The organism is Stenotrophomonas sp. YJH_SMC_20 (assembly GCF_059367845.1).
This window is the reverse complement of record NZ_JCAFRG010000005.1, coordinates 233,912-255,628: the sequence shown is the minus strand read 5'-3', so window position 1 is coordinate 255,628 and position 21,717 is coordinate 233,912. Positions and strand designations below refer to the sequence as shown.

Sequence of the window (21,717 nt, the reverse complement as noted above, 5' to 3'; positions counted from 1 at the left end):
CCGACCAACGGTCGGTCGCCTCCAGCGGGCGCCGGGTCAGCTGCGCCCGTAGGTATCCTCGAAGCGCACGATGTCGTCCTCGCCAAGGTAGCTGCCGGACTGCACTTCGATCAGTTCCAGCGGCAGCTTGCCCGGGTTGCGCAGGCGATGGGTCACGCCCAGTGGGATGTACGTGCTCTGGTTTTCGCTGAGCAGGATCACTTCGTCGCCGCGGGTCACTTCCGCGGTGCCGCTGACCACGATCCAGTGCTCGGCGCGGTGATGATGCATCTGCAGGCTGAGTGTGCCGCCGGGCTTGACCGTGATGCGCTTGACCTGGAAGCGTGCACCATTGTCGATTGAATCGTACGCGCCCCACGGGCGGTAGACCTTGCGATGCCACGTGGCCTCGCTGCGGCCTTCGGACTTCAGCTGACCGACAACGGTCTTGACCTCCTGCATGCGGTCGGCCCTGCCGACCAGCACCGCGTCGTCGGTCTCGACGACAATCACGTCATCCAGGCCGACCAGTGCCACCAGGCGCCGTGCATAGGCATAGGTGTTGCGGCAGTCGATGGCGATCACATCGCCCTGATGGGCGTTGCCATCGCCGTCCTGCTGCGAGACATCGCGCAGGGCTGTCCACGAGCCGACATCGTTCCAGCCGGCGTCCAACGGAATCACCACGGCGTCGGCGGTTTTTTCCATCACGGCATAGTCGATGGAATCAGAGGGAACGGCGGCGAAGGCGTCCTTGTCCAGGCGGGTGAAATCCGAATCGCGGCGGGCCTGCTGCCAGGCCTGGCGGCTGCCGGCCAGCATGCCGGGCTGGAAGCGCTCCAGTTCCTGCAGGTAGCGCGAGGCCTTGAACAGGAACATGCCGCTGTTCCAGTAATACTGGCCGCTGCTGACGTAACCGCTGGCGGTCTGGAGGTCGGGCTTTTCGACAAAGCGCTCGACCGCACGCAGACCCTGCCCATCGGCGGCCTTGATATAGCCGTAGCCGGTTTCCGGACCGGTCGGCACGATGCCGAAGGTCACCAGCTTGCCGGTTTCGGCGGCACTGGCGGCGGCCTGCACGGCGCTGCGGAAGGCGGCTTCGTCGGTGATCACATGGTCCGAGGGCAGCACCAGCAGCAGCGCATCGGCGCCGTCGCGGGTGGCTTCCAGGGCTGCGACCGCGATTGCCGGCGCCGTGTTGCGGCCAACCGGTTCCAGGATGATGGCCGCCGGCTCGGCGCCGACCTGCTGCAGCTGCTCGGCAGCGACAAAGCGGTGCTCCTCGTTGGCGATCACCAGCGGGCCATGCGCGGCGATCGGCGCCACCCGTTTCCAAGTGGCCTGCAGCATCGTCAGTTCGCCCGCCAACGGCAGGAACTGCTTCGGGTACGCCTCGCGCGACAGCGGCCACAGGCGGGTCCCGGAGCCACCGGACAGAATGACGGGCTGGATGATGCTCATGGTCGTCCTTGATTACTGCTGGATTAGGCGGGAAATTTCGTCGGTACGCGCCTGCATCAGCGCGGCGTCACCACGGGCTTCGACATTCAGGCGCAGCAGCGGTTCGGTGTTGGAGCTGCGCAGGTTGAAGCGCCAGCCGCCGAAGTCGGCACTGATGCCGTCGGTGTGATCCAGTACCGGTGATTGCGCCGCGAAGTGCTCCATCACGCGGGCCACGGCAGCCTTGGCATCGGCCACCTTGAAGTTGATCTCGCCACTGCACGGATAGGCCGCCATGCGGTCTTCGACCCACTCGGCCAGTGAGCGGCCGCTCTCGGAGATCAGCTGCGCGATCAGCAGCCACGGGATCATGCCGGAGTCGGCATAGGCGAACTCGCGGAAATAGTGGTGGGCGCTCATCTCGCCACCGTACACGGCGTCTTCGGCGCGCATCTTTTCCTTGATGAAGGCATGGCCGCTCTTGCACTGCACCGGCACACCGCCCGCCTGTTCGACCATATCCACGGTGTTCCAGACCAGGCGCGGGTCATGCACGACCTTGCCGCCGGGATTGCGTGCCAGGATCGCCTTGGCCAGCAGACCGACCAGGTAGTAGCCCTCGATGAAGCGGCCGGTGTGGTCGAAGAAGAAGCAGCGGTCGAAGTCACCGTCCCAGGCAATGCCGAAATCGGCACCGTGTTCACGCACCGCATCGGCGGTGGCGGCGCGGTTCTCCGGCAGCAGCGGGTTGGGAATGCCGTTGGGGAAGCTGCCGTCCGGTTCGTGGCAGATGCGGATGAACTCGAACGGCAGGTGCGGGGCCAGCAGGTCGACGATCGCGCCCGCGCCGCCGTTACCGGCATTCACCACCAGCTTCAGCGGCTTGAGCCTGCTGGCATCGACATAGCTGAGCAGGTGCTGGATGTAGGCGCTCTTGTCGTGCTGGGCAACCTGCCCGGCACGCGGCGGCTGGGCCTCGGACGTATCGGCGGAAACCGCGTCAGAGATTGCGAACAGGCCGGTATCGGAGCTGATCGGCCGGGCATTCTCCTTGACCAGCTTCATGCCGTTGTAATCCATCGGGTTGTGGCTGGCGGTGACCATCACGCCGCCGGCCGCGCCCAGATGGTCGGTCTGGAAATAGACTTCTTCCGTGCCGCACAGGCCGATGTCGATCACCTCGCGCCCGGTACCACGCAGGCCGGTGGCCAGTGCATCCTGCAGCGCCGGGCTGGTCAGGCGCACATCGTGGCCGAGGACCACTGGACCTGGAGCGAGCTGCGCGGCCAAGGCGACGCCGATGCGGCGGGCCAGGTCTTCGTTCAGTTCTTCCGGCACACGGCCGCGGATATCGTAGGCCTTGAAGGCGGGCAGGGGCATCGATCAGTTCCTTTGTGAGCTCAGTCCCCAATTGTAGTCCCAGTCATGTATGGGAATCGTTTCCATCGGGGAACGCCACCTGACTGGCGTCCGGAGGTCAGCTCCGCGTCGACCGCTTGCCCGCTTTGCGCAAACGCTTGCCGGGCAGGCCCGGCAACGGCGCCAGCAGCGCCTGCACGTCTTCTTCGCTGAAGCGTGGCCCCGTAGCGCCGCCGCCTTCGAGAATGGCGTCGGCCAGCGTGGCCTTGCGCTCCTGCAGCTCGGCAATCCGTTCTTCGATGCTGCCTGCGGCGATCAGCCGGTAAACGAACACCGGCTGCTGCTGGCCGATGCGATGGGCGCGATCGCTGGCCTGGTTTTCGGCCGCCGGATTCCACCACGGGTCGAAGTGGATGACGGTATCGGCGGCGGTCAGGTTCAACCCGACGCCACCTGCCTTCAGGCTGATCAGGAATACCGGCACCTCCCCCTGCATGAAGCGCTGCACCGGCGTGGCCCGGTCCTGGGTGTTGCCGGTCAGGGTCACATAGGCCAAGCCCAGCTGATCCAGTGCCTGCGCGATCAGCGAGAGCATGCCGGTGAACTGCGAGAACAGCAGGATGCGCCGGCCTTCCTCGACCATCGACGGCAGCATCTCGCGCAGCAGGTCCAGCTTGGCTGAGCCCGCATTGCGCGCCGGGGCATCACCAGGCAGCAGGCGCGGATCGCAGCAGACCTGGCGCAGCTTCAGCAACGCATCCAGTACCACGATGTGGCTGCGCGCCAGCCCGCTGCCGCTGATGGCTTCGCGCACCTGCTTTTCCATCGCTGCGCGCACGGTTTCATAGAGATCACGCTGGCCGCTCTCCATTTCCACCGCGCGGGTAATGACGGTCTTGGGCGGAAGCTCTGACGCCACCTGGTCCTTGCGCCGGCGCAGTATGAACGGACGCAGCCGTTGCGCCAGCAAGGTGGCGCGGCGGTGGTCGCTGCCACGTTCGATCGGATGGCGCCAATGCTGGTTGAACTGTTTCTCGCTGCCTAGCAGGCCGGGCAGCAGGAAGTCGAACTGCGTCCACAGTTCGCCCAGGTGGTTTTCCAGCGGCGTGCCGGTCAGGCACAGCCGGTGGCGCGCCTGCAGCGTGCGCAGGGTGATGGCCGCGCGTGACTTCGGATTCTTCACCTGCTGGGCTTCATCCAGAATCAACAGATGGTAGGTATGTGCCTGCAGCGCCTGCTCGTCGCGCCACAGCAGAGGGTAGGTGGTCAGTACAAGGTCGTGCCCGGGAATCGCCTCGAACAGCGTTTCACGTGCCGGCCCGTGCAGGGTCAGCACGCGCAGGCCCGGGGTGAAGCGTGCCGCTTCGCTCTGCCAGTTGTGCAGCAGCGAAGTGGGCACCACCAGCAGCGTCGGACGGTCCAGGCGACCGGCTTCCTTCTCGACCAGCACATGCGCCAGCGTCTGCACGGTTTTGCCCAGGCCCATGTCATCGGCCAGCACGCCCCCCAGGCCCTGCTGGCGCAGGTACTGCAGCCACGACAGGCCTTCGCGCTGATAGGGACGCAGCGTTGCCACCAGCCCTGCCGGCGGCGGCACTTCGCCCAATGCGGGTGCCTGCATCAGCCGCTGCACCAGTGCCTGGGTGTCCTTGCGCCCGCGGAACTGCAGGCGCGCCGTGTCCTGCAGCGCCTGCAGGCGGCCACGGTCAAGCACAGACAGGCGCAGCGGCGCGCCACGCTGGGCGAACAGGTCCGTCAACAGGGCCATGATCGGTTTCAGTCGTGCGGCCCGCAATGCCAGGCGCGTGTTGTCGCCCGCCGTCAACAGGATGTTCTCATCATCGCCGATGGCGTCCAGCTGGCCACGCATCCAGCGGGGATCGGACTGCAGCACCTGCTGCAGCAGCGGAACCATCGACACGTTGCGGCCTTCCACCTGGATGTCCAGGCCCAGGTTGAACCAGCCCGCATCCGCCGGGTCCGCCTGGATGTCCAGGTCGATCTCATCCACCCGGGTGATGCGATGGCGGAAATCGTCGTCGGTCTCTACCTTCCAGCCCAAGGCTTCCAGGCGCGGTACGTCGTCCAGCAGGAACCGTGTCCAGTCATGGGTGCGCAGCTGGAACTGAGGTCCTGCGCCCTCCAATGGCGCCCGCGGCGCCGTGTCGCGATGCAGTCCCACCGTGCGCAGCTCGGCCTCGCGCCGTGATTCCTCGGCCAGGTCGCGGGGCAGCAGCGCAAGCTGGCCCTCCGGATCGTGGGCGAACAGGCTCGGATCATCCAGGAACCGCACGTGCTCGTCGTATTCGAAGGCCACGGTGGCGATATCGGCCCATTGCGAAGGGTCGCGTGGGCCGAGCCACGGCGGACGGAACTCGACCGTGTGCAGGCGCAGGACGGGGGTCATCGAACGGATCAGCAGCGTTGGCAGCGTGCTGCTGTCGTCGGGCTTGGGGGGCGTATGGTCGATCTGCTGCAGCATCTGCGCCAGCACAGCCGCCACGTGCATGCAGTCGTGGCTGAGCGGGCAGGAACACCGGTTGCGCAGCAGGCTGCGCGGATGGCGAAGACTGGCGGCCAGGTCGATCTCCACCCGGTAGGAGTACTTGGCCGGGATCTTTACCTCAGCGACCAGAATGTCACCGAACAGACGCATGCTATGGACTTCCGACAGGCCATGGTCGCTCATTTCCAGCGTCCGGCCTTCCATCCAGCGGAGCAGGTCTTCTTCGGTGTAGGTATGGGCCATCAACGAGGGTGGGGCGGGCACGGGGCCGGCCATTGGCAGGGGAACCCGGCATTCTACGGAACCCTGTGCGATGCCCGTGCAATGCTGCGGCGCATCCAGGCCCTTCGCCGCCCTCCAGCTAGAATGCGGTCATCCTCAACGTGCAGGGTAGTACAGCAATGCAGCAATCGACTTCCACCGGCAAGCGCAGCAAGCGCTTCGCCAGTGCGGCGGAGGCCCTGCAAGGGGTGGTCGCCGATGGCCAGACGCTGGCCGTGGGCGGCTTCGGCCTGTGTGGCATTCCCGAGGCATTGATCGCCGCGCTGCGCGACAGTGGCGTCAAGGGCCTGACCGTGATCTCCAACAATGCCGGGGTCGATGGTTTCGGTCTGGGCCAGCTGCTGGAAACCCGGCAGATCAAGAAGATGATTTCGTCCTACGTGGGCGAGAACAAGGAATTCGAGCGCCAGTTCCTGGCCGGCGAGCTCGAGCTGGAATTCAACCCGCAGGGCACCCTGGCCGAGCGCCTGCGTGCCGGTGGTGCAGGCATTCCGGCGTTCTTCACTGCCACCGGCTATGGCACGGTGGTGGCTGAAGGAAAGGAAACCCGCGAGTTCGACGGCAAGCACTACGTGATGGAAACCGCGCTGCGCGCCGACGTGGCGCTGGTCAAGGCGTGGAAGGCCGACGAAGCGGGCAACCTGGTGTTCCGCAAGACCGCGCGCAACTTCAACCCGGCCTGTGCGATGGCCGGCAAGGTCTGCATCGTGGAAGTGGAAGAGGTGGTGCCGGTGGGTGCCATCGATCCGGACCAGGTGCACCTGCCGGGCATCTACGTGCACCGCATCGTGCACAACCCGCATCCTGAGAAGCGTATCGAACAGCGCACCATCCGCGCGGAGGGCAACTGACATGGCGTGGACCCGCGATGAGATGGCGGCGCGTGCCGCCCGCGAACTGACCGATGGTGCCTACGTGAACCTTGGCATCGGCCTGCCGACCCTGGTCGCCAACCACATCCCCGAAGGCGTGGACGTGTGGCTGCAGTCGGAGAACGGCCTGCTGGGCATCGGGCCGTTCCCGACCGAAGCCGAGGTCGATGCCGACCTGATCAATGCCGGCAAGCAGACCGTCACCGCGCGTGCCGGTGCCAGCTACTTCGGCAGCCACGACAGCTTTGCGATGATCCGTGGCGGTCACGTCAATCTCGCCATCCTCGGCGCCATGCAGGTCACCGACAAGGGCGACTTGGCCAACTGGATGGTGCCCGGCAAGATGGTCAAGGGCATGGGCGGCGCGATGGACCTGGTGGCCGGCGTGCAGCGCGTGGTGGTGTTGATGGAGCACACCGCCAAGAACGGTGAGCACAAGATCCTGGCCGAATGCACGCTCCCGCTGACGGGTGTTGGCGTGGTCGACCGGATCATCACCGACCTGGCGGTGTTCGACGTCACCGATGCTGGTCTGGTGCTGGTGGAAGCGGCGCCGGGTGTCAGCAATGACGAACTGAAGGAAAAAACGGGCGTGGCGTTCGCGCGCCGCTGACGTTCCGGGGCGGCCTTCGGTCGCCCCGCCCTTTCCCTTGGGGCGCCCATGCTGTTCCCCCACGACCTTCCCGATGCCGACGTCCGCCACCTCCCGGCCTGGCTGTCTCCCGCCGAGGCCGATGCCTTGCAGCGCGATCTGCAAGCCGGCGTGCCGTGGGAGGTGCATCGCATCCGCATGTTCGGCAGCTGGGTGGATTCGCCACGGTTGAGCTGCTGGATAGGTGATCCGCAGGCGCGCTATCGCTACTCGGGGGCAGAATTCGTGCCGCACCCGTGGCCGCCGTCCCTGCAGGGCATGCGCGAGCGCCTGCAGGACGATGGCTTCGGCCGCTTCAACAGCGTGCTGCTGAACCGCTATCGCGGCGGCGGCGACTACATGGGATGGCACAGCGATGACGAGCCGGAGTTGGGTCCGGCCCCGGTGATTGCGTCGCTGAGTCTGGGCGCATCGCGTCGATTCCTGCTGCGCCGGCGCGATGATCCGGCGCGCAAGGCCGAGTACCTGCTCGGCCATGGCGATCTGCTGGTAATGGCGGGGCAGACGCAGAGGTTCTACCAGCACGCGCTTCCGAAGATGGCGCGGGTGCAGGGTGAGCGGATCAACCTGACGTTCCGCTGGATTGCGCCGCGCTGATCGATCAGCGCGCGACGTTAGGCTGGTCGGCCTGCCCGCTCACCAGTGTCCACCCCACCACATCCTGCGCCAGCTGCTGCAGGCCACGTTCGAACGCCGCGGTCACCGCCGGTACGTCGGTGCTGCCGACCGGCTGCGCCTGGCGGAACGTACGGTCGGCCACCACGCGCTGGTCGGCGACGTGGATCAGCTTGGCGTTGACCTCGATCACCACGGTCGGCGTGGTCTGGCCCTGGTAATCCGATTCGAAGCGGCGCACGTCGGTGGACAGCTTGTAGTCGGCACGGATGCCGGCGGTGCTGCGCGCCACGCCGCGGATGCGCCCGGAATCCTCGAAGCCGCGCAGCAGGGTGTCCTCGATCATGTCGGTGGCCGGCTGTGCCCAGCTGGCGCCCTTGTAGATTTCCATCTGCGAAGGCGTCGGCCGCACATTGATGCGCGGGCTGTCGACCAGGCGCGCGGCGCTCGGCTTGGCCAGTACCAGCTGCCAGCTGGCCTGTGGCCACGCCGGGTCGGCCTTCACCTGCACCGAGGGCGAGTACAGCGTCACTGCGGTTTTCTCGCTGCTGCCAAGGATGGAGCAGCCGCCCAGCAGGGCGACCATCGAAGCGGCCAGCAGCAGGCGCGGAAGGGGGGGCGGGCTCATTTGGGTTCGAACTCCTTCGGTGCGTCGCGGCCCAGCAGGTAGCGCGCGGGGTTGTTCTCGAGGCGGTCGCTGACCCGGCGCAGGTCGCGGATCAGGCCGCGCAGTTCGGTCAGCGTCGGGCCGAGCTGACCGAGGCCATCATTGGCGAAGCTGTTGATCGCGGCGCGGTTCTCGCCAAGGATCGAATCGGCGTTGCCGGCGGCCGAGTCGAGCTTGGCCAGGGTGGCATCGAGCTTGTCGATGATGCCCGGCAGCTGCTGCACCAGGTTCCTGTCCAGGCGCTCGATGGTGCCGTTGGTGGTCTTCAGCGTGGTGTCCAGGCTGCGGGCGGCATCGCGCGCGCTGAGCAGCAGCGCCTGGGTACCTTGGTCGCGGTCGGCCAGGCCACCGCTGATGGTCTCCAGGTTGGCCAGCGTGGCGTTGATCGAGGCTACATTGCGGTCGCTGAGGATCTGGTCCATGCGCTCGACGATGCGGTTGGCAACATCGGTGATGTTCTGCAGCGCCGACGGCGTGGTCGGTATGATCGGTGCCGGATCCTTGTTGACCGTGGTCAGCGCCGGCGACTGCGGCGTACCGCCGCTGAGCTGGATGATCGACGGGCCGGTGAGGCTGGTGATCGCCAGCTTGGCGCGGGTATCGGTCTTGACCGGCGTGGTCGAGTTCAGGCGGATGCGTGCGACCACCTGGCGCGGGTCGTCCGGCACCAGGTTCAGTTCGACGATCGACCCGACCGCGATGCCGTTGTACTGCACCGGGCTGCCCACCGACAGGCCGGTCACCGCCTCGCGGAACACCACGCGGTATTCCTGCCAGGTGCGGTCGGAAGAGTACTTGGCCGCCCACAGGCCGAACGCCAGCAGGGCCAGGCCGGTGATCAGGGTGAACGCGCCGATCAGCACGTAGTTGGCTTTGGTTTCCATGGCTCAGGCACTCTCGATCTGTTCGCCACGCGCGGCGCGCGCGCGGGGTCCGTGGAAGTATTCCTGGATCCACGGATGATCCAGTTTCTCGATTTCCGGGAGGGGGGCGTTGGCAACGACCCTGCGGTCGGCCAGCACGGCCACGCGGTCGCAGATGGCGTACAGGGTGTCCAGGTCGTGGGTGATCAGGAACACGGTCAGCCCCAGCGCTTCCTGCAGGGTCTTGATCAGTCGGTCGAACGCGGCCGCGCCGATCGGGTCGAGGCCGGCGGTGGGTTCGTCCAGGAACAGCAGCGGCGGGTCCAGCGCCAGCGCCCGGGCCAGGCCGGCGCGCTTGCGCATGCCGCCGGACAGCTGCGAGGGCAGCTTGTTGATCGCGTCGGCGGGCAGGCCGGCCAGCTTCACCTTCAGCAGTGCCAGCTCGTAATGCCAGCGCTCGGGCAGTTCGCGGTGGTGTTCCTTCAGCGGTACCTGCACGTTCTCGCCCACGGTCAGTGACGAAAACAGTGCGCCGTCCTGGAACAGCACGCCGGTGTTGCGTTCGATGTGCAGGCGGCTCTCGGCGTCGTCGGCACGCGCGTCGCGGCCCAGCACTTCGATCTGGCCTTCGTCGGGCGTGCGCAGGCCCAGGATGGAGCGCATCAGCACCGACTTGCCGGTGCCGGAGCCACCGACCACGCCCAGGATCTCGCCGCGACGCACGTCCAGGTCCAGGTCTTCGTGCACGGTCTGGCTGCCGAAACGGTTGACCAGGCCGCGCACGCGGATGGCCAGCTCGTGGCCGTCGTCGTCCTGCATGGGAATGTCTTCGGGCGTCGGATGCGTGCTCATGTCACCAGCCCATGTGCATGAACCACAACGCCGCGAAAGCGTCGATGATGATCACCAGCGAGATCGTCTGCACCACGCTGGAAGTAGTGCGTTCGCCTACCGACTGTGCCGTGCCTTCGACCTTCAGGCCTTCCAGGCAGCCGATCAGGCCGATCACCAGCGCGAATACCGGCGCCTTCGACAGGCCGACCAGCATGTGCCGCACCTCCATGGTCTCGTGCATGCGCGCGATGTACATCTGCGGCGGGATGTCGAGGTCGAACGCACCGACGGTGACGCCGCCGGCCAGGCCGGCGATCATCGCGATGAAGGTCAGCAGGGGCAGGGTGACCAGCAACGCCAGCAAGCGAGGCAGCACCAGCAGGTCGACCGGGTCCAGGCCCAGCGTGCGCATCGCATCGATTTCCTCGCGCGCCTTCATCGCGCCGATCTGTGCGGTGAAGGCGCTGGCGGTACGGCCGGCCAGCACGATCGCGGTCAGCAGCACCGCGAACTCGCGCAGGAAGGCGATGTTGACCAGTTCGACCACGTAGATCTCGGCGCCGAAGTCGCGCAGGATGGTCGAGCCGAGGAAGGCGATCACCGCACCGACCAGGTAGGACAGCAGTGCCACCAGCGGCACCGCATCCAGCCCGACCTGCTCCATCTGGTGCACGGTGGCGGTAAGGCGGAAGCGGCGCGGTTCCTTGACCAGGCGGGCCGCCTTGACCAGGTTCTCGCCGAGGAAACTGCACAGCGCCTTGATGTTGTGGCCGGTGGCATGGACGCTGACACCCAGCCGCTCCAGTGCCGCCAGCACGCCGAAGTCGCGCTTGGGCTTGGGCCGGTCGTCGGCGACTTCCTCGATGGTGCACACCAGCGCCTGGTGATCCGCGCGGAACTTCAGTGCGTCTTCGCCGAGGTCGGCGCGATGGGCCACGCGCAGCACCTGCAGCACGCCGGCCGAATCCATCTTCTCGATGGCGGTGGCATCGATGCCGGTCAGCGTGTCAGGAACGCCACGCAGGACCTCGGCCGCGGCCAGCGCGGTCTTCAAGGTCCAGGTGCCGGACAGGCGGATCACGCCCGGATCATGGGCGTCCTGTTCGAGCTGGGGGGCGTGGTTCGGGGTCACTTGGGCCATTCCGGTCGCAGCATAACCGTTCTGTATTGGCCATCGCGTCGAACTCGGATGAATTTCTCCGGTCAGGCCCCGCCTAGGTAATACTACGGCGCATGTCCGCAGATGCTCACACGATCCCCACGCCCCAGGCCACCTACGCGCAGCGGGTGGCCTTCGTTTCCGAGATCGCCGGACGCCTGCACAGCTATGGCACCACGGCCCAGCGCCTGGAAACGGCGGTGGTGGCACTGGCTCGCCAGCTCGACCTGGATTGTGAACCGTGGTCGAACCCCACCGGCATCATCCTCAGCTTCAGCGATCCGGCGCAGGCGATCGGCTCCAGTGACATCACCCGGGTGATCCGCCTGGCGCCCGGCGAGAACGACCTGCACAAGCTCAGCGTCGCCGACCATATTGCCGAAGAAGTGGCCAACGGCCGGATGAGCATCGCCCAGGGCCACACCGCGCTGCGCCAGCTGGACAAGGATCCGGGCCGGCGCGGCAAGCTGCGCACGATCCTCTCGTTCACCCTTGGCGCGGCCGGCGTGGCCGGCATGTGGAAGCTGCCGTGGCTGGACATTGCGACCGCCGGTGTCATCGGCCTGATGATCGGCCTGCTCGGCATGGTCACCGACCGTCGCCCGGCCACCCGCGAAGCCGCCGAGGCACTGGCCGCGCTGTTGGCCGGCCTGGTCGCCACCCTGGTTGCGTCCTTTATTGGTGCGCTCAACCTCAACACGGTGATCATCGCCTCGCTGGTAGTGCTGCTGCCCGGCATGTCGCTGACCAATGCGGTCAACGAACTGGCCAGCCAGCACTGGGTATCGGGCACCGCGCGCTTTGCCGGCGCGCTGACCACCATCATGAAGCTCAGCGTCGGCGCGATGATCGCGGTGACCCTGGCCGACGTGCTCGGCCTCGACCCGGTGATCCGCGCGGCTCGGCCGCAGGGGCCGTGGGTGGAGTGGGGCTCGCTGCTGACCGCGGCATTCGCGTTCGCGATGCTGTTCAAGGCCAATCGTCGCGACTATCCGTGGGTGATTGCCGCCTCGGTGGCCGGTTATGCGATCTCCAAGTTTGGCGGCCACGCCTGGGGCGCGCCGGCCGGCATCTTCCTGTCGGCGATGCTGCTGACGGCCGGTGGCAATCTGTTCGGTCGTCTGGTCGGGCGTCCGGGCGCGATCATCCGCCTGCCCGGCATCATCATGATGGTGCCCGGCAGCACCAGCCTGCGCGGCGTGCTGACCCTGGTCCAGCAGCAGGACGTGGGCGCCGGCCAGAGCGTGTTCCTTACCGTGCTCAACGTGGTGATGGCACTGGTGGCCGGCCTGCTGTTCGGCAATCTGCTGATGCCCGCCCGCAAGACTCTGTAGAGCCGAGCCCATGCTCGGCTTCGGATATGGATAGCCGAGCGTGGGCTCGGCTCTACAAACAAAAAAACGCCGGCTTTCGCCGGCGTTTTTCATTGCATCCCGATCCGGCCTCAGGCCTTCTTGATCAGGAAATCTTCCGGCTTCTTGTTGCCCTTGGCAGTCAGCTCAGCCATCCAGCGCGGCTGCTTGCCACGGCCGGTCCAGGTTTCCTTGGGGTTGGCCGGGTTGCGGTACTTCGGGGCAACCTTGCCCAGCTTGCGGCCGGCGGTCTTCGACGGGGCCTTGGCGGCCGGAGCGGCCTTGCGGGCACGCGTGGCCGGGGCGCTGCCGAACAGTTCTTCGATGGTGTAACCCTCGGTCTTGGCCAGCTTGGTCAGCTGGGCCCGGACCTTGGTGATCGGCCGGCGCTTGGCGACGATGGTCTGCTGCTTCTTGGCGGTACGGATCAGGGCGCCCAGCTCGCGTGCTGACAGGCCGGTCAGGTCAATGCTCATTTACGGTTACTCCGGAAACTAATGTGTGGACGGGACAAGCCAGTCCATGGCGTCGGCGGACAGAATAGAGATGAATTAATCACAGCACAAATGCAGGCGGGTCATGGCGTGGCGGCATGCAGGCGCCGTCGCGGTGATTTTGACCGGATTATGTCCGCTGCAATATCGGGGAAGACCGCGGCAGAAAAAAAAGACCGGGGCAGGGCCCGGTCTTTTTCCTGATCAGCCCTGCAGACGCTGCAGCAGGGAGGCCTTGTCCAGGCTTTCCGCTTCGCTGGCGCGGCGCGAGCGGTATTCGTAGGTACCGGCGGCCAGGCCGCGTTCGCTGACCACCACGCGGTGCGGGATGCCGATCAGTTCCATGTCGGCGAACATCGCGCCCGGGCGCAGGCCGCGATCGTCAAGCGCCGCGTCCAGGCCGGCATCGCGCAGTTCCTGCAGCAGGTTGGCCGCAGCGTCGGCCACGGCAGCATCGCCCTTCGGGTTGATCACGCACACCACCACCTGCCACGGCGCCATCGCGTCCGGCCAGATGATGCCGGCATCGTCATGGTTTTGTTCGATCGCGGCAGCTACCACGCGCGAGATACCGATGCCATAGCAGCCCATCGCCATCACCGCCGCCTTGCCGTTTTCATCCAGCACGGTGGCATCCAGCGCTTCGGCGTACTTGCGACCGAGCTGGAACACGTGGCCGACTTCGATGCCACGGGCGATCTTCAGTTCGCCACCGTCCAGTGCGCGGTCACCGGCACGCACGTTGCGGATGTCCGCCACTTCCGGTTCCGGCAGGTCGCGGCCCCAGTTGACGCCGGCCAGGTGGAAGCCGGTTTCGTTGGCGCCGACGACGAAGTCCGACATCGCCGCCACTTCGCGATCGGCGACCACGCGGATGGGCTTGGCCGGGGCAACCGGGCCGAGGAAGCCCGGCACGCTGCCCAGATGCTCGGCGATCTCCGCCTCGCTGGCGAAGCGCTGTTCGTCCAGGCCGGCAACCTTGGCCAGCTTGATCTCGTTGACTTCATGGTCACCGCGCACCAGTACCAGCACGAACTGCTGTGCCTTTCCTTCACCCGCGATCAGCGCCACCGACTTCACCGTGCGCTGCAGGTCGATGCCGAGCAGGGCCGCGACCTCCTCGCAGGTCTTCTGGGTGGGGGTGTCGACCTTGCGCATGGCTTCGCTGGCGGCCGCACGCGGCGCCGGATCGGCGGCAATCGCCGCTTCCATGTTGGCCGCGTAGTCCGAGCCGGTGGAGAACACCAGCGCGTCTTCACCGGAATCGGCGATCACGTGGAATTCCTGCGACGCATCGCCGCCGATTGCGCCGGAGTCGGCCTGCACCATGCGGAAGTCCAGGCCGAGGCGGGTGAAGATGCGGCTGTAGGCCGACTTCATGTTCTCGTATTCGCGCACCAGGCACTCGTCGTGCAGGTGGAACGAATAGGCGTCCTTCATCAGGAACTCGCGCGAACGCATCACGCCGAAACGCGGGCGGATCTCGTCGCGGAACTTGGTCTGTACCTGGTAGAAGTTCACCGGCAGTTGCTTGTAGCTGGACAGCTCGCTGCGCGCGAAGTCGCAGGCTGCTTCCTCGGCGGTCGGGCTGTAGCAGAACACCTGGTCCTTGCGGTCCTTGATCTTCAGCAGCTGCGGGCCGAACTTCTGCCAGCGCCCGGTCTGCTCCCACAGTTCCTTCGGCTGGATGGTCGGGATCTGGAATTCCACGGCACCGGCGCGGTCCATTTCCTCGCGCACGATGCGCTCGACCTTGCGCAGCACGCGCAGGCCCAGCGGCGACCAGGTGTACAGGCCCGATGCCAGCTTGCGGATCATGCCCGCGCGCAGCATCAGCCGGTGGCTGGTGAGCTCGGCGTCGCTGGGGGTTTCCTTGGTGGTGTGCAGGTGGAACTGGGAGAGGCGCATCGTCGGCTTCGGATAACGGCAGAGACGCCTATTCTGCCAGCCCGGCCGGGGGGAGGGGTATCGGCAGGGCTGCGCCCTGCACCCGCCTCAAGCAACGTCAGCTGCAACAGCAACAGCAACAGCGGGCTTCCCGTGGGATGGCGGGGTGGGTCCGGTTGCGGGAGACGCCGTAAACCCCGCTCCGCGGTCCGGCCCAGCCGCTGGCGGCTGTGCGTTCGGGCGCTTGCGAAGCAGTGCTTCGCGAGCAAAGCGCCCTCACCCATGGGGGCTTGGCCGCGGCATCCATGCCGCGGACACTCCCGCAACCGGACCCACCCCGCCTTCGACAGTTTCCTGCGAGCTGTCGGAATGGCTCCTGGGGTCAGATCCGTTTTCCGCAGGAAAACGGATCTGACCCCGGATTCAATTCGAGATCCGACAGATTTCATCCACGCATGGCGTGGATCTATTGGCCACCGGGAATCTGTCGGGGGTGGGGCGGTGTCGGATTGCGGGGTGTCAGCCGCATGGATGCGGCTGCCAAGCCTACATGGACGTACTTGCGGCGTCCCCGCAATCCGACACCGCCCCGCCATTCCACGGAATGCCCGCTTTTGACGTTGCCGTTGCCGTTGCATGCAGCCTCTGCAGGTGCAGGGCGCAGCCCTGCCGACCCCCTTAACTTGCCGGTGGGCAGTACGCCTTGATCGCGGCCTCCGCCAGCCCCTTCTGCGCGGTGCGCTGCTCCGGGCTCAACGGGGTATCGGCCTTGCCATCACCATCGGCGTCCTGCATCACCTGGCCGCCACCATCCAGCAAGGCCAGGTTGGCACGGGCGGTGCTGCACTGCTCGGGCACCGGTGCAGCCGGAGTCTGGGTGCTGGCTGCAGTCTGCGGGCTGCGCGCCTGCTCCCGGGTCTCGTACTTTTTGCCGGCCGGCGGGGTCTCCGAGTACTGGGTCACGCCATGGGCGTCCTTCCATTTATAGACCGGGCCAGCCACGGCGCTGGCACTGGCCAGCAGCAGCAGGCATCCAAGGCAGGACAGGGCACGCATGGCAAACTCCGCGGAATGGGCGTAGAACGCCGATTGCAGCATTGGCGCCGAGCACTGGCAAGTCGATTAAACTGGATTCCATGGACCCGATCACACCGCCGCCGCGTTCGCGCACGATTTACCTGCTGCCCAACCTGTTCACCACTGCCGGACTGTTCGCCGGCTTCTACGCGATCATCGCCGCGGCCAATGGGGATTTCGTCAACGCCAGCATCGCCGTGTTCGTGGCGGCGGTGATGGATGGGCTGGATGGGCGCGTGGCGCGCCTGACCGGCACCAGCAGCGAATTCGGCGTGCAGTACGACTCGCTGGCCGACCTGGTCAGCTTCGGCATGGCTCCGGCGCTGGTGATGTATCACTGGTCGCTGTCGTGGCTGAAGTTCGACGATCCGCTGCTCGGCCGCGTTGGCTGGGCCGTAGCGTTCCTGTACGCGGCCTGCGCGGCACTGCGCCTGGCCCGCTTCAATACCCAGGTGGCGGTGGTCGACAAACGCTGGTTCGTCGGCCTGGCCAGCCCGGCCGCGGCCGGCCTGATGATGTCCTTCGTCTGGGCGTTCGCAGATGGCAACCTGGGCTGGGACGGCAACCAGCTGCGCTACGTGGCGCTGGCGGTGACGATCATCGCGGCGCTGCTGATGGTCAGCCGCATCCGCTTCTGGAGCTTCAAGGGCGGCGGCGCCAAGGGTACCCGTTCCGACCGCGTGCCGTTCCTGGTGCTGGCCCTGGTACCAGTGGCCATCGCCATCGCGGTGATCGACCTGCCGCGCGTGCTGTTCGCGGTGGGCATCCTGTACGCCCTGTCCGGCCCGGTGATGTGGGCCGTGCAGCGCCTGCGCAAGAAGCCCGAGGCCGCGTGAGCCAGGACCTGCCCGTGCTGTGGTCTCCGGCCCAGCAGGCCTGGCTGCAGGCCATGGGCTACACCGTCTATCACGACGGCCAGCTGGCCGCCGAGCTGGACGCCGCGCTGCAGCTGAGCGTGGCCGAAGCCGAGGCGGCTGCCGCGCCAGCGGTGGAGCAGGCGCGGGCACCCACCGCGCCCGCGCGCGAACCTCTGGCTGCGCCAACACCGGTTTCCCGGCAGGAACGCCAGGCGCCACCACGTCGCCAGACCCCGGTCAACGCACCGGATACCGCGCCGGCGGCGGCCCGCCCGCTGCCCGGCGGCAATGCCCGGCAGCCGGTGGTGCGGCTGCCGGATCGCCTGCAGATCGCCTTGCTGCGCGCGTCCGGCTGCAATCCCAATGATCCGGCCACGCAGGCGCTGATGGACAGCTGGCCGTTGGACCAGCTGCGCCAGGATCCCGCCGCCAAGCGCGCGCTGTGGCCGCAGCTGCGTGCCCTGCGCAAGCGGGGCGCACCGTGAGTGCGGTCAGCCAGCCTGGTCCGGTCAGCCTGCGCGCGCTGCGCGAGAGTGACCTCAACGCGGTGATGGCGATTGAGGTACGCGGGTATCCGTTTCCGTGGACCCGCGGCATCTTCGTCGATTGCCTGCGTGCGGGCTATCCCGGCCTGGCCATGGAGCGCGATGGCCAGTTGATCGGCTATGGGGTGCTCAGCATCGCGGCCGATGAGGCACATGTATTGAACATCTGCATCGATCCGCTGGCGCAGTCGCGTGGGCTGGGTCGTCAACTGCTGCGCGCGCTGGTACAGCTGGCTGGCGACCGGGGGGCACAGCGTGTGTTCCTCGAAGTGCGTCCGTCCAATACGCCGGCGCTGGCGCTGTACCACAGCGAAGGCTTCAACGAGATCGGCCGCCGCCCGCGCTACTACCCGGCCGCACAGGGCCGCGAGGACGCGGTGGTGATGGCGATCGAGCTGGTCGATGGCGACCTGCAGGCGATGCCGCCGTTGTGACGGAGAAGGGTGCCGGCCAGCGGCCGGCACTACCGCTAGCCGCCAACCTTGGTTGGCACGCTTCTCTCACGCCATCCGCAGTGCGAGCACGCCACCCACAATCAACGCCGCTGCCAGCCAGCGCGCACGCGGAATCCGCTCGCGCAGCACGAATACCGAGATCAGCAACGCGAACAGGATCGAGGATTCGCGCAGCGCCGAGACCATCGCCACCGGTGCCTGGGTCATGGCCCACAACGCCATCGCGTAGGAGGCGGTGGTGCCGACGCCACCGGCCAGGCCCAGTGGCCAATGCTGCCGCGCATAGTCCAATACCGCGCCGCCGCGGGTGTACAACGCCCACAGCGGCAGCGGAATGCCCGACAGCAGGAACAACCACAGCGTGTAGCTGAGCGCGCTGCCGGACTCGCGCGCGCCGTGCGCATCGACCAGGGTGTAGGTGGCGATCATCGCCGCAGTCAGCAGCGGCAGGCGCAGCTGGCCGCCACGTGCACCCAGTGCCATGCACAGGATGCCGGTGCTCACCAGCACCACGCCCAGCCACGCCGCCGGGGGCAGTTGCTCGCCCAGCAGGGAGCCCGCCAGTGCAACCAGGATCGGCGCGCTGCCACGCATCAGCGGATAGGCCAGGCTCATGTCGACCCGCTGGTAGCAGCGTGCGACCAGCCCGTGGTAGGTCACCTGCAGCAGTACGGATGCAGCCAGCCAGGGCCAGCTTTGCGCGGCCGGGAACGGCAGGAAGGGCAGGGCCGCCGCCGACAGCAGCGCAGCGCTGCCGGTCACCAGCACGGTGCCGAGGAACTTGTCCGGCCCGCGTTTGACGATCGCATTCCAGCTGGCATGCAGTGCCGCAGCGGCGAGGACCAGCAGGAAGATGGAAAGCGGCATCCGGTGATGATGCCATGCCGGGAAAATGTTCCGGGTTTGCTGGGTGCCAACCTTGGTTGGCACCCACCAGGGCGAGGTGTTACAGCTTCGCGCGCTGTTCGCGCAGGCCGGCCAGCTGAGTGTTCCAGTCGGCCAATCGCACGCGCTCCTGCTCGACCACCGCCGGTGGAACCTTGTCGGTGAACCTGGCCAGCTTGGTTTCGCTCTTTTCCTGCTCGCCTTCCACGCGCTTGATCTCCTTGTCCAGGCGTGCGCGCTCGGCGTCCAGATCGACCAGGCCTTCCAGCGGCACCAGCAGCTTCAGCTCGCCCACGATCGCGGCGGCCGCCGGCGGTGCGCTTTCGCCTTCGGCCAGCCATTGGACGCTGTCCAGCTTCAGCAGGAACGACAGCGAGGCGCTGAAGCGTTCAATACGCACGCGGTCCTGCGCCAGGCCGGCCTGCAGGCGCAGCGGCACCAGCTTGGACGGCGCGACGTTCAGCTCACTGCGCACGCGGCGCACGGCACTGATCACCGCCTTCAGCCATTCCACGTCGGCCTCGGCCTGGGCGAAATCGCCTTCGAACTCGGCGGCGGTCGGGTACGGGCGCAGCGACAGCGTGGTTTCGGTCAGGCCCAGGCGCGGGGCCAGCTGCTGCCACAGCTGTTCGGTGATGAACGGCGTGAGCGGGTGCAGCAGGCGCAGCAGCGCTTCCAGCACGTACAGCAGGGTGTGGCGGGTGCTTTCGGCGTCGGCGGCGTCTGCACCGTTCAGTGCCGGCTTGCTCAGTTCCAGGAACCAGTCGCAGAACGCGTTCCAGGCGAACTCATACAGGCACTGCGCCAGCAGGTCGAAGCGGTAGGCGGCGAAATGGCCCTGCGCTTCGGCGGTGGTGGCGGCCAGGCGCGCAAGGATCCAGCGCTCGGCATCGGTACGCGGCTTCGGCACGCCGGTGAACGCAGCGCCTTCGGTGTTCATCAGGGCGAAGCGGCTGGCGTTCCACAGCTTGTTGCAGAAGTTCTTGTAGCCCTCGGCGCGGTTCATGTCGAACTTGATGTCGCGGCCGTGGGTGGCCAGCGCGGCGATGGTGAAGCGCAGCGCATCGGCACCGTGGGCAGCAATGCCGTCCGGGAATTCCTTGCGGGTGGCCTTTTCGATCTTCTCCACCATCTTCGGCTGCATCAGGCCGCCGGTACGCTTGGCGACCAGGTCGTCGATGGTGATGCCATCGATGATGTCCAGCGGGTCGAGCACGTTGCCCTTGCTCTTGGACATCTTCTGGCCCTGGCCGTCGCGGATCAGGCCGGTGAAGTAGACGTCCTTGAACGGGATCTTCCCAACCAGGTTGTCGGTGGCCATGATCATGCGCGCCACCCAGAAGAAGATGATATCGAAGCCGGTGATCAGCACCGACGATGGCAGGTAGCGGTCGAAGCCGCGCTCGGCCATGGCCTGCTCATTCGGCCAGCCCAGGGTGGAGAACGGCCACAGCTGCGAGGAGAACCAGGTCTCCAGCACGTCGCTTTCCTGGTTCAGCACCACGTCGCTGCCGAGGTTGTTCTTGGCGCGCACTTCCTCTTCGCTGCGACCGACATAGCAGCTGCCGGTGGCGGCATCGAACCACGCCGGGATGCGGTGGCCCCACCACAGCTGACGGCTGATGCACCAGTCCTGGATGTTGTTCATCCAGTGGCGGTAGGTGTTGATCCAGTTCGGCGGCACGAAGGCGATACTTCCGTCCTCGACCAGTTCCAGGCCACGCTTGGCCAGGTCGTCCATCTTCACGAACCACTGGTCGGTCAGGTACGGCTCGATCACCTGGCCGGTACGGTCACCGCGCGGCACCTGCAGCTTGTGCGCCTTTGTCTCGATCAGGATACCCAGGTCTTCCAGTTCGGCCAGCACGGCCTTGCGCGCTTCATAGCGGTCCAGGCCCTGGAAGCGCTCCGGCGCGTTTTCGTTCAGCGCTGCCACCGGCGTGAACAGGTTGATCATCGGCAGGCTGTGGCGCACGCCCACTTCGTAGTCGTTGAAATCATGCGCCGGGGTGACCTTGACCACGCCGGTGCCGAACGCGCGGTCCACGTAATCATCGGCGATCACCGGCACGCGGCGGCCGGTCAAAGGCAGCACCACGTTTCTGCCGATCAGGTGCGCGTAGCGTTCGTCTTCCGGGTGCACCATCACTGCGGTATCGCCCAGCAGGGTTTCCGGACGGGTGGTGGCGACGACCAGGTAGTCGCGGATTTCGCGCAGGGTTTCCACGCCATCGGCATCGCGCTCGACGTGCTCGTAGCTCAGGCCTTCATCCAGCGTGTAGGCGATCGACCACAGGAAGCCGTCTTCCTCGGCGCTCTCCACTTCCAGGTCGGAAATGGCGGTCTTCAGCACCGGGTCCCAGTTCACCAGGCGCTGGCCACGGTAGATCAGGCCCTGCTCGTACCAGCGCACGAAGGCTTCGTTGACCGCCGCCGACGGCTGCGGGTCCATGGTGAAGGTGCTGCGCGACCAGTCGGCGGAGGTGCCGAGGCGGCGCATCTGGCGTTCGATGGTGTCGCCGGACTGCTGCTTCCACTCCCAGACCTTGCCGATGAAGCCTTCGCGGCCGAGCGAATCACGGGTCTCGCCCTTGCCTTCCAGCGCCAGGTTGCGGCTGACCACCATTTCGGTGGCGATGCCGGCGTGGTCGGTGCCGACCTGCCACAGCGTGTCGTAGCCGCGCATGCGGTGGTAGCGCACCAGCGCGTCCATCAGGGTCTGCTGGAACGCATGGCCCATGTGCAGCGTGCCGGTCACGTTCGGCGGCGGCAGCAGGATGGTGTAGGGCTCGCCCGTGCCGGACGGCTTGAAGTGGCCGGCCTTCTCCCAGGCCTCGTAGAGGTCGGTCTCGAAGGACGTCGGGTCGTAGCTGGAGGCGAGTTGGGTCATGCGGGGGAACCAGGAGGTAATCGTTGAAGGATCAGGGCGCGGCGGCG

Annotated in this window: 19 protein-coding genes; 7 read left to right on the top strand and 12 right to left on the bottom strand. The window is 66.8% G+C overall.

Annotation, left to right across the window (positions count from 1 at the left end):
- Positions 1–36 precede the first annotated feature (36 nt).
- The 3 genes from AC5P6A_RS11350 to AC5P6A_RS11340 form a co-directional block, all read right to left on the bottom strand.
- A complete protein-coding gene (locus tag AC5P6A_RS11350; RefSeq protein WP_346714940.1) occupies positions 37–1,440 on the bottom strand; it encodes a mannose-1-phosphate guanylyltransferase/mannose-6-phosphate isomerase in 1,404 nt (467 codons plus the stop codon).
- A 12-nt stretch (positions 1,441–1,452) separates the two neighbouring features.
- A complete protein-coding gene (locus AC5P6A_RS11345) occupies positions 1,453–2,799 on the bottom strand; it encodes a phosphohexomutase domain-containing protein (RefSeq protein WP_019660974.1) in 1,347 nt (448 codons plus the stop codon).
- A 97-nt stretch (positions 2,800–2,896) separates the two neighbouring features.
- Positions 2,897–5,527, bottom strand: coding sequence for a DEAD/DEAH box helicase (locus tag AC5P6A_RS11340; protein ID WP_346714988.1), 2,631 nt, complete (start codon positions 5,525–5,527; stop codon positions 2,897–2,899).
- Between the two features lie 158 nt (positions 5,528–5,685).
- Between AC5P6A_RS11340 and AC5P6A_RS11335 the strand changes: the two genes are divergently transcribed.
- Genes AC5P6A_RS11335 through AC5P6A_RS11325 form a run of 3 tightly spaced genes read left to right on the top strand, consistent with a single transcriptional unit; the run spans position 5,686 to position 7,687 of the window.
- The gene (locus AC5P6A_RS11335) at positions 5,686–6,417 is read left to right on the top strand and encodes a CoA transferase subunit A (protein ID WP_021202697.1); all 732 of its coding nucleotides are present in this window, start codon (positions 5,686–5,688) and stop codon (positions 6,415–6,417) included.
- 1 nt (position 6,418) lies between these two features.
- On the top strand, positions 6,419–7,051 hold the full coding sequence (locus AC5P6A_RS11330) for a CoA transferase subunit B (protein WP_312002651.1): 633 nt from the start codon (positions 6,419–6,421) through the stop codon (positions 7,049–7,051).
- A 48-nt stretch (positions 7,052–7,099) separates the two neighbouring features.
- Positions 7,100–7,687: an alpha-ketoglutarate-dependent dioxygenase AlkB family protein gene (locus tag AC5P6A_RS11325; protein ID WP_019660978.1), complete on the top strand. Its 588-nt coding sequence runs from the start codon at positions 7,100–7,102 to the stop codon at positions 7,685–7,687.
- A gap of 4 nt (positions 7,688–7,691) precedes the next feature.
- On the opposite strand, the gene AC5P6A_RS11320 is transcribed toward AC5P6A_RS11325, so the two are convergent.
- From AC5P6A_RS11320 to AC5P6A_RS11305, 4 genes are read right to left on the bottom strand one after another with little or no spacing between them, the layout of a single operon-like run.
- Positions 7,692–8,333 (bottom strand): ABC-type transport auxiliary lipoprotein family protein, encoded by a 642-nt coding sequence (locus AC5P6A_RS11320; protein ID WP_134731781.1) that lies wholly within the window; start codon positions 8,331–8,333, stop codon positions 7,692–7,694.
- Positions 8,330–9,256 carry an MlaD family protein gene (locus AC5P6A_RS11315; protein WP_019660980.1) on the bottom strand — a complete coding sequence of 309 codons (927 nt, stop codon included), beginning with the start codon at positions 9,254–9,256 and terminating at the stop codon, positions 8,330–8,332. The genes AC5P6A_RS11320 and AC5P6A_RS11315 overlap by 4 nt, the downstream gene beginning before the upstream one ends.
- 3 nt (positions 9,257–9,259) lie before the next feature.
- The gene (locus AC5P6A_RS11310) at positions 9,260–10,087 is read right to left on the bottom strand and encodes an ABC transporter ATP-binding protein (RefSeq protein ID WP_021202702.1); all 828 of its coding nucleotides are present in this window, start codon (positions 10,085–10,087) and stop codon (positions 9,260–9,262) included.
- 1 nt (position 10,088) lies between these two features.
- Positions 10,089–11,210 (bottom strand): ABC transporter permease, encoded by a 1,122-nt coding sequence (locus AC5P6A_RS11305; RefSeq protein ID WP_019660982.1) that lies wholly within the window; start codon positions 11,208–11,210, stop codon positions 10,089–10,091.
- Positions 11,211–11,302: 92 nt separating this feature from the next.
- Between AC5P6A_RS11305 and AC5P6A_RS11300 the strand changes: the two genes are divergently transcribed.
- The gene (locus tag AC5P6A_RS11300) at positions 11,303–12,562 is read left to right on the top strand and encodes a threonine/serine exporter family protein (protein ID WP_019660983.1); all 1,260 of its coding nucleotides are present in this window, start codon (positions 11,303–11,305) and stop codon (positions 12,560–12,562) included.
- Positions 12,563–12,672: 110 nt separating this feature from the next.
- On the opposite strand, the gene AC5P6A_RS11295 is transcribed toward AC5P6A_RS11300, so the two are convergent.
- From AC5P6A_RS11295 to AC5P6A_RS11285, 3 genes are all read right to left on the bottom strand, one after another.
- Positions 12,673–13,056 carry an H-NS histone family protein gene (locus AC5P6A_RS11295; RefSeq protein ID WP_010480700.1) on the bottom strand — a complete coding sequence of 128 codons (384 nt, stop codon included), beginning with the start codon at positions 13,054–13,056 and terminating at the stop codon, positions 12,673–12,675.
- 222 nt (positions 13,057–13,278) lie between these two features.
- Entirely contained in the window at positions 13,279–14,982 is a 1,704-nt protein-coding gene (locus AC5P6A_RS11290; RefSeq protein WP_058981022.1) for a proline--tRNA ligase, read from the bottom strand.
- Between the two features lie 657 nt (positions 14,983–15,639).
- Entirely contained in the window at positions 15,640–16,017 is a 378-nt protein-coding gene (locus AC5P6A_RS11285; RefSeq protein ID WP_171953400.1) for a DUF4124 domain-containing protein, read from the bottom strand.
- 80 nt (positions 16,018–16,097) lie between these two features.
- Between AC5P6A_RS11285 and pssA the strand changes: the two genes are divergently transcribed.
- The 3 genes from pssA to rimI are packed head-to-tail and all read left to right on the top strand — an operon-like array spanning position 16,098 to position 17,874.
- Positions 16,098–16,874, top strand: a complete 777-nt coding sequence (gene pssA / locus AC5P6A_RS11280) for a CDP-diacylglycerol--serine O-phosphatidyltransferase (RefSeq protein WP_019660986.1) — start codon at positions 16,098–16,100, stop codon at positions 16,872–16,874.
- Positions 16,871–17,380, top strand: coding sequence for a hypothetical protein (locus tag AC5P6A_RS11275; RefSeq protein ID WP_058980477.1), 510 nt, complete (start codon positions 16,871–16,873; stop codon positions 17,378–17,380). Before pssA ends, AC5P6A_RS11275 begins: the two co-directional genes overlap by 4 nt.
- The gene (gene rimI, locus AC5P6A_RS11270) at positions 17,377–17,874 is read left to right on the top strand and encodes a ribosomal protein S18-alanine N-acetyltransferase (RefSeq protein WP_019660988.1); all 498 of its coding nucleotides are present in this window, start codon (positions 17,377–17,379) and stop codon (positions 17,872–17,874) included. The genes AC5P6A_RS11275 and rimI overlap by 4 nt, the downstream gene beginning before the upstream one ends.
- Positions 17,875–17,940: 66 nt before the next feature.
- Here the strand turns inward: rimI and AC5P6A_RS11265 are convergent, their stop codons facing one another.
- A complete protein-coding gene (locus AC5P6A_RS11265; RefSeq protein ID WP_346714939.1) occupies positions 17,941–18,762 on the bottom strand; it encodes an EamA family transporter in 822 nt (273 codons plus the stop codon).
- A gap of 79 nt (positions 18,763–18,841) precedes the next feature.
- Positions 18,842–21,670: a valine--tRNA ligase gene (locus tag AC5P6A_RS11260; protein ID WP_346473461.1), complete on the bottom strand. Its 2,829-nt coding sequence runs from the start codon at positions 21,668–21,670 to the stop codon at positions 18,842–18,844.
- Positions 21,671–21,717: the final 47 nt, after the last annotated feature.

What these genes read in the sequence shown, in the direction of transcription:
- AC5P6A_RS11310 (WP_021202702.1), bottom strand. Translation starts at nt 10,087, where the DNA reads ATGAGCACGCATCCGACGCCCGAAGACATTCCCATGCAGGACGACGAC.
- AC5P6A_RS11295 (WP_010480700.1), bottom strand. Translation starts at nt 13,056, where the DNA reads ATGAGCATTGACCTGACCGGCCTGTCAGCACGCGAGCTGGGCGCCCTG.
- AC5P6A_RS11340 (WP_346714988.1), bottom strand. Translation starts at nt 5,527, where the DNA reads ATGGCCCATACCTACACCGAAGAAGACCTGCTCCGCTGGATGGAAGGC.
- AC5P6A_RS11285 (WP_171953400.1), bottom strand. Translation starts at nt 16,017, where the DNA reads ATGCGTGCCCTGTCCTGCCTTGGATGCCTGCTGCTGCTGGCCAGTGCC.
- AC5P6A_RS11290 (WP_058981022.1), bottom strand. Translation starts at nt 14,982, where the DNA reads ATGCGCCTCTCCCAGTTCCACCTGCACACCACCAAGGAAACCCCCAGC.
- AC5P6A_RS11350 (WP_346714940.1), bottom strand. Translation starts at nt 1,440, where the DNA reads ATGAGCATCATCCAGCCCGTCATTCTGTCCGGTGGCTCCGGGACCCGC.
- AC5P6A_RS11305 (WP_019660982.1), bottom strand. Translation starts at nt 11,210, where the DNA reads ATGGCCCAAGTGACCCCGAACCACGCCCCCCAGCTCGAACAGGACGCC.
- AC5P6A_RS11315 (WP_019660980.1), bottom strand. Translation starts at nt 9,256, where the DNA reads ATGGAAACCAAAGCCAACTACGTGCTGATCGGCGCGTTCACCCTGATC.
- AC5P6A_RS11265 (WP_346714939.1), bottom strand. Translation starts at nt 18,762, where the DNA reads ATGCCGCTTTCCATCTTCCTGCTGGTCCTCGCCGCTGCGGCACTGCAT.
- AC5P6A_RS11300 (WP_019660983.1), top strand. Translation starts at nt 11,303, where the DNA reads ATGTCCGCAGATGCTCACACGATCCCCACGCCCCAGGCCACCTACGCG.
- AC5P6A_RS11345 (WP_019660974.1), bottom strand. Translation starts at nt 2,799, where the DNA reads ATGCCCCTGCCCGCCTTCAAGGCCTACGATATCCGCGGCCGTGTGCCG.
- AC5P6A_RS11330 (WP_312002651.1), top strand. Translation starts at nt 6,419, where the DNA reads ATGGCGTGGACCCGCGATGAGATGGCGGCGCGTGCCGCCCGCGAACTG.
- pssA (WP_019660986.1), top strand. Translation starts at nt 16,098, where the DNA reads ATGGACCCGATCACACCGCCGCCGCGTTCGCGCACGATTTACCTGCTG.
- AC5P6A_RS11320 (WP_134731781.1), bottom strand. Translation starts at nt 8,333, where the DNA reads ATGAGCCCGCCCCCCCTTCCGCGCCTGCTGCTGGCCGCTTCGATGGTC.
- AC5P6A_RS11335 (WP_021202697.1), top strand. Translation starts at nt 5,686, where the DNA reads ATGCAGCAATCGACTTCCACCGGCAAGCGCAGCAAGCGCTTCGCCAGT.
- AC5P6A_RS11260 (WP_346473461.1), bottom strand. Translation starts at nt 21,670, where the DNA reads ATGACCCAACTCGCCTCCAGCTACGACCCGACGTCCTTCGAGACCGAC.
- AC5P6A_RS11325 (WP_019660978.1), top strand. Translation starts at nt 7,100, where the DNA reads ATGCTGTTCCCCCACGACCTTCCCGATGCCGACGTCCGCCACCTCCCG.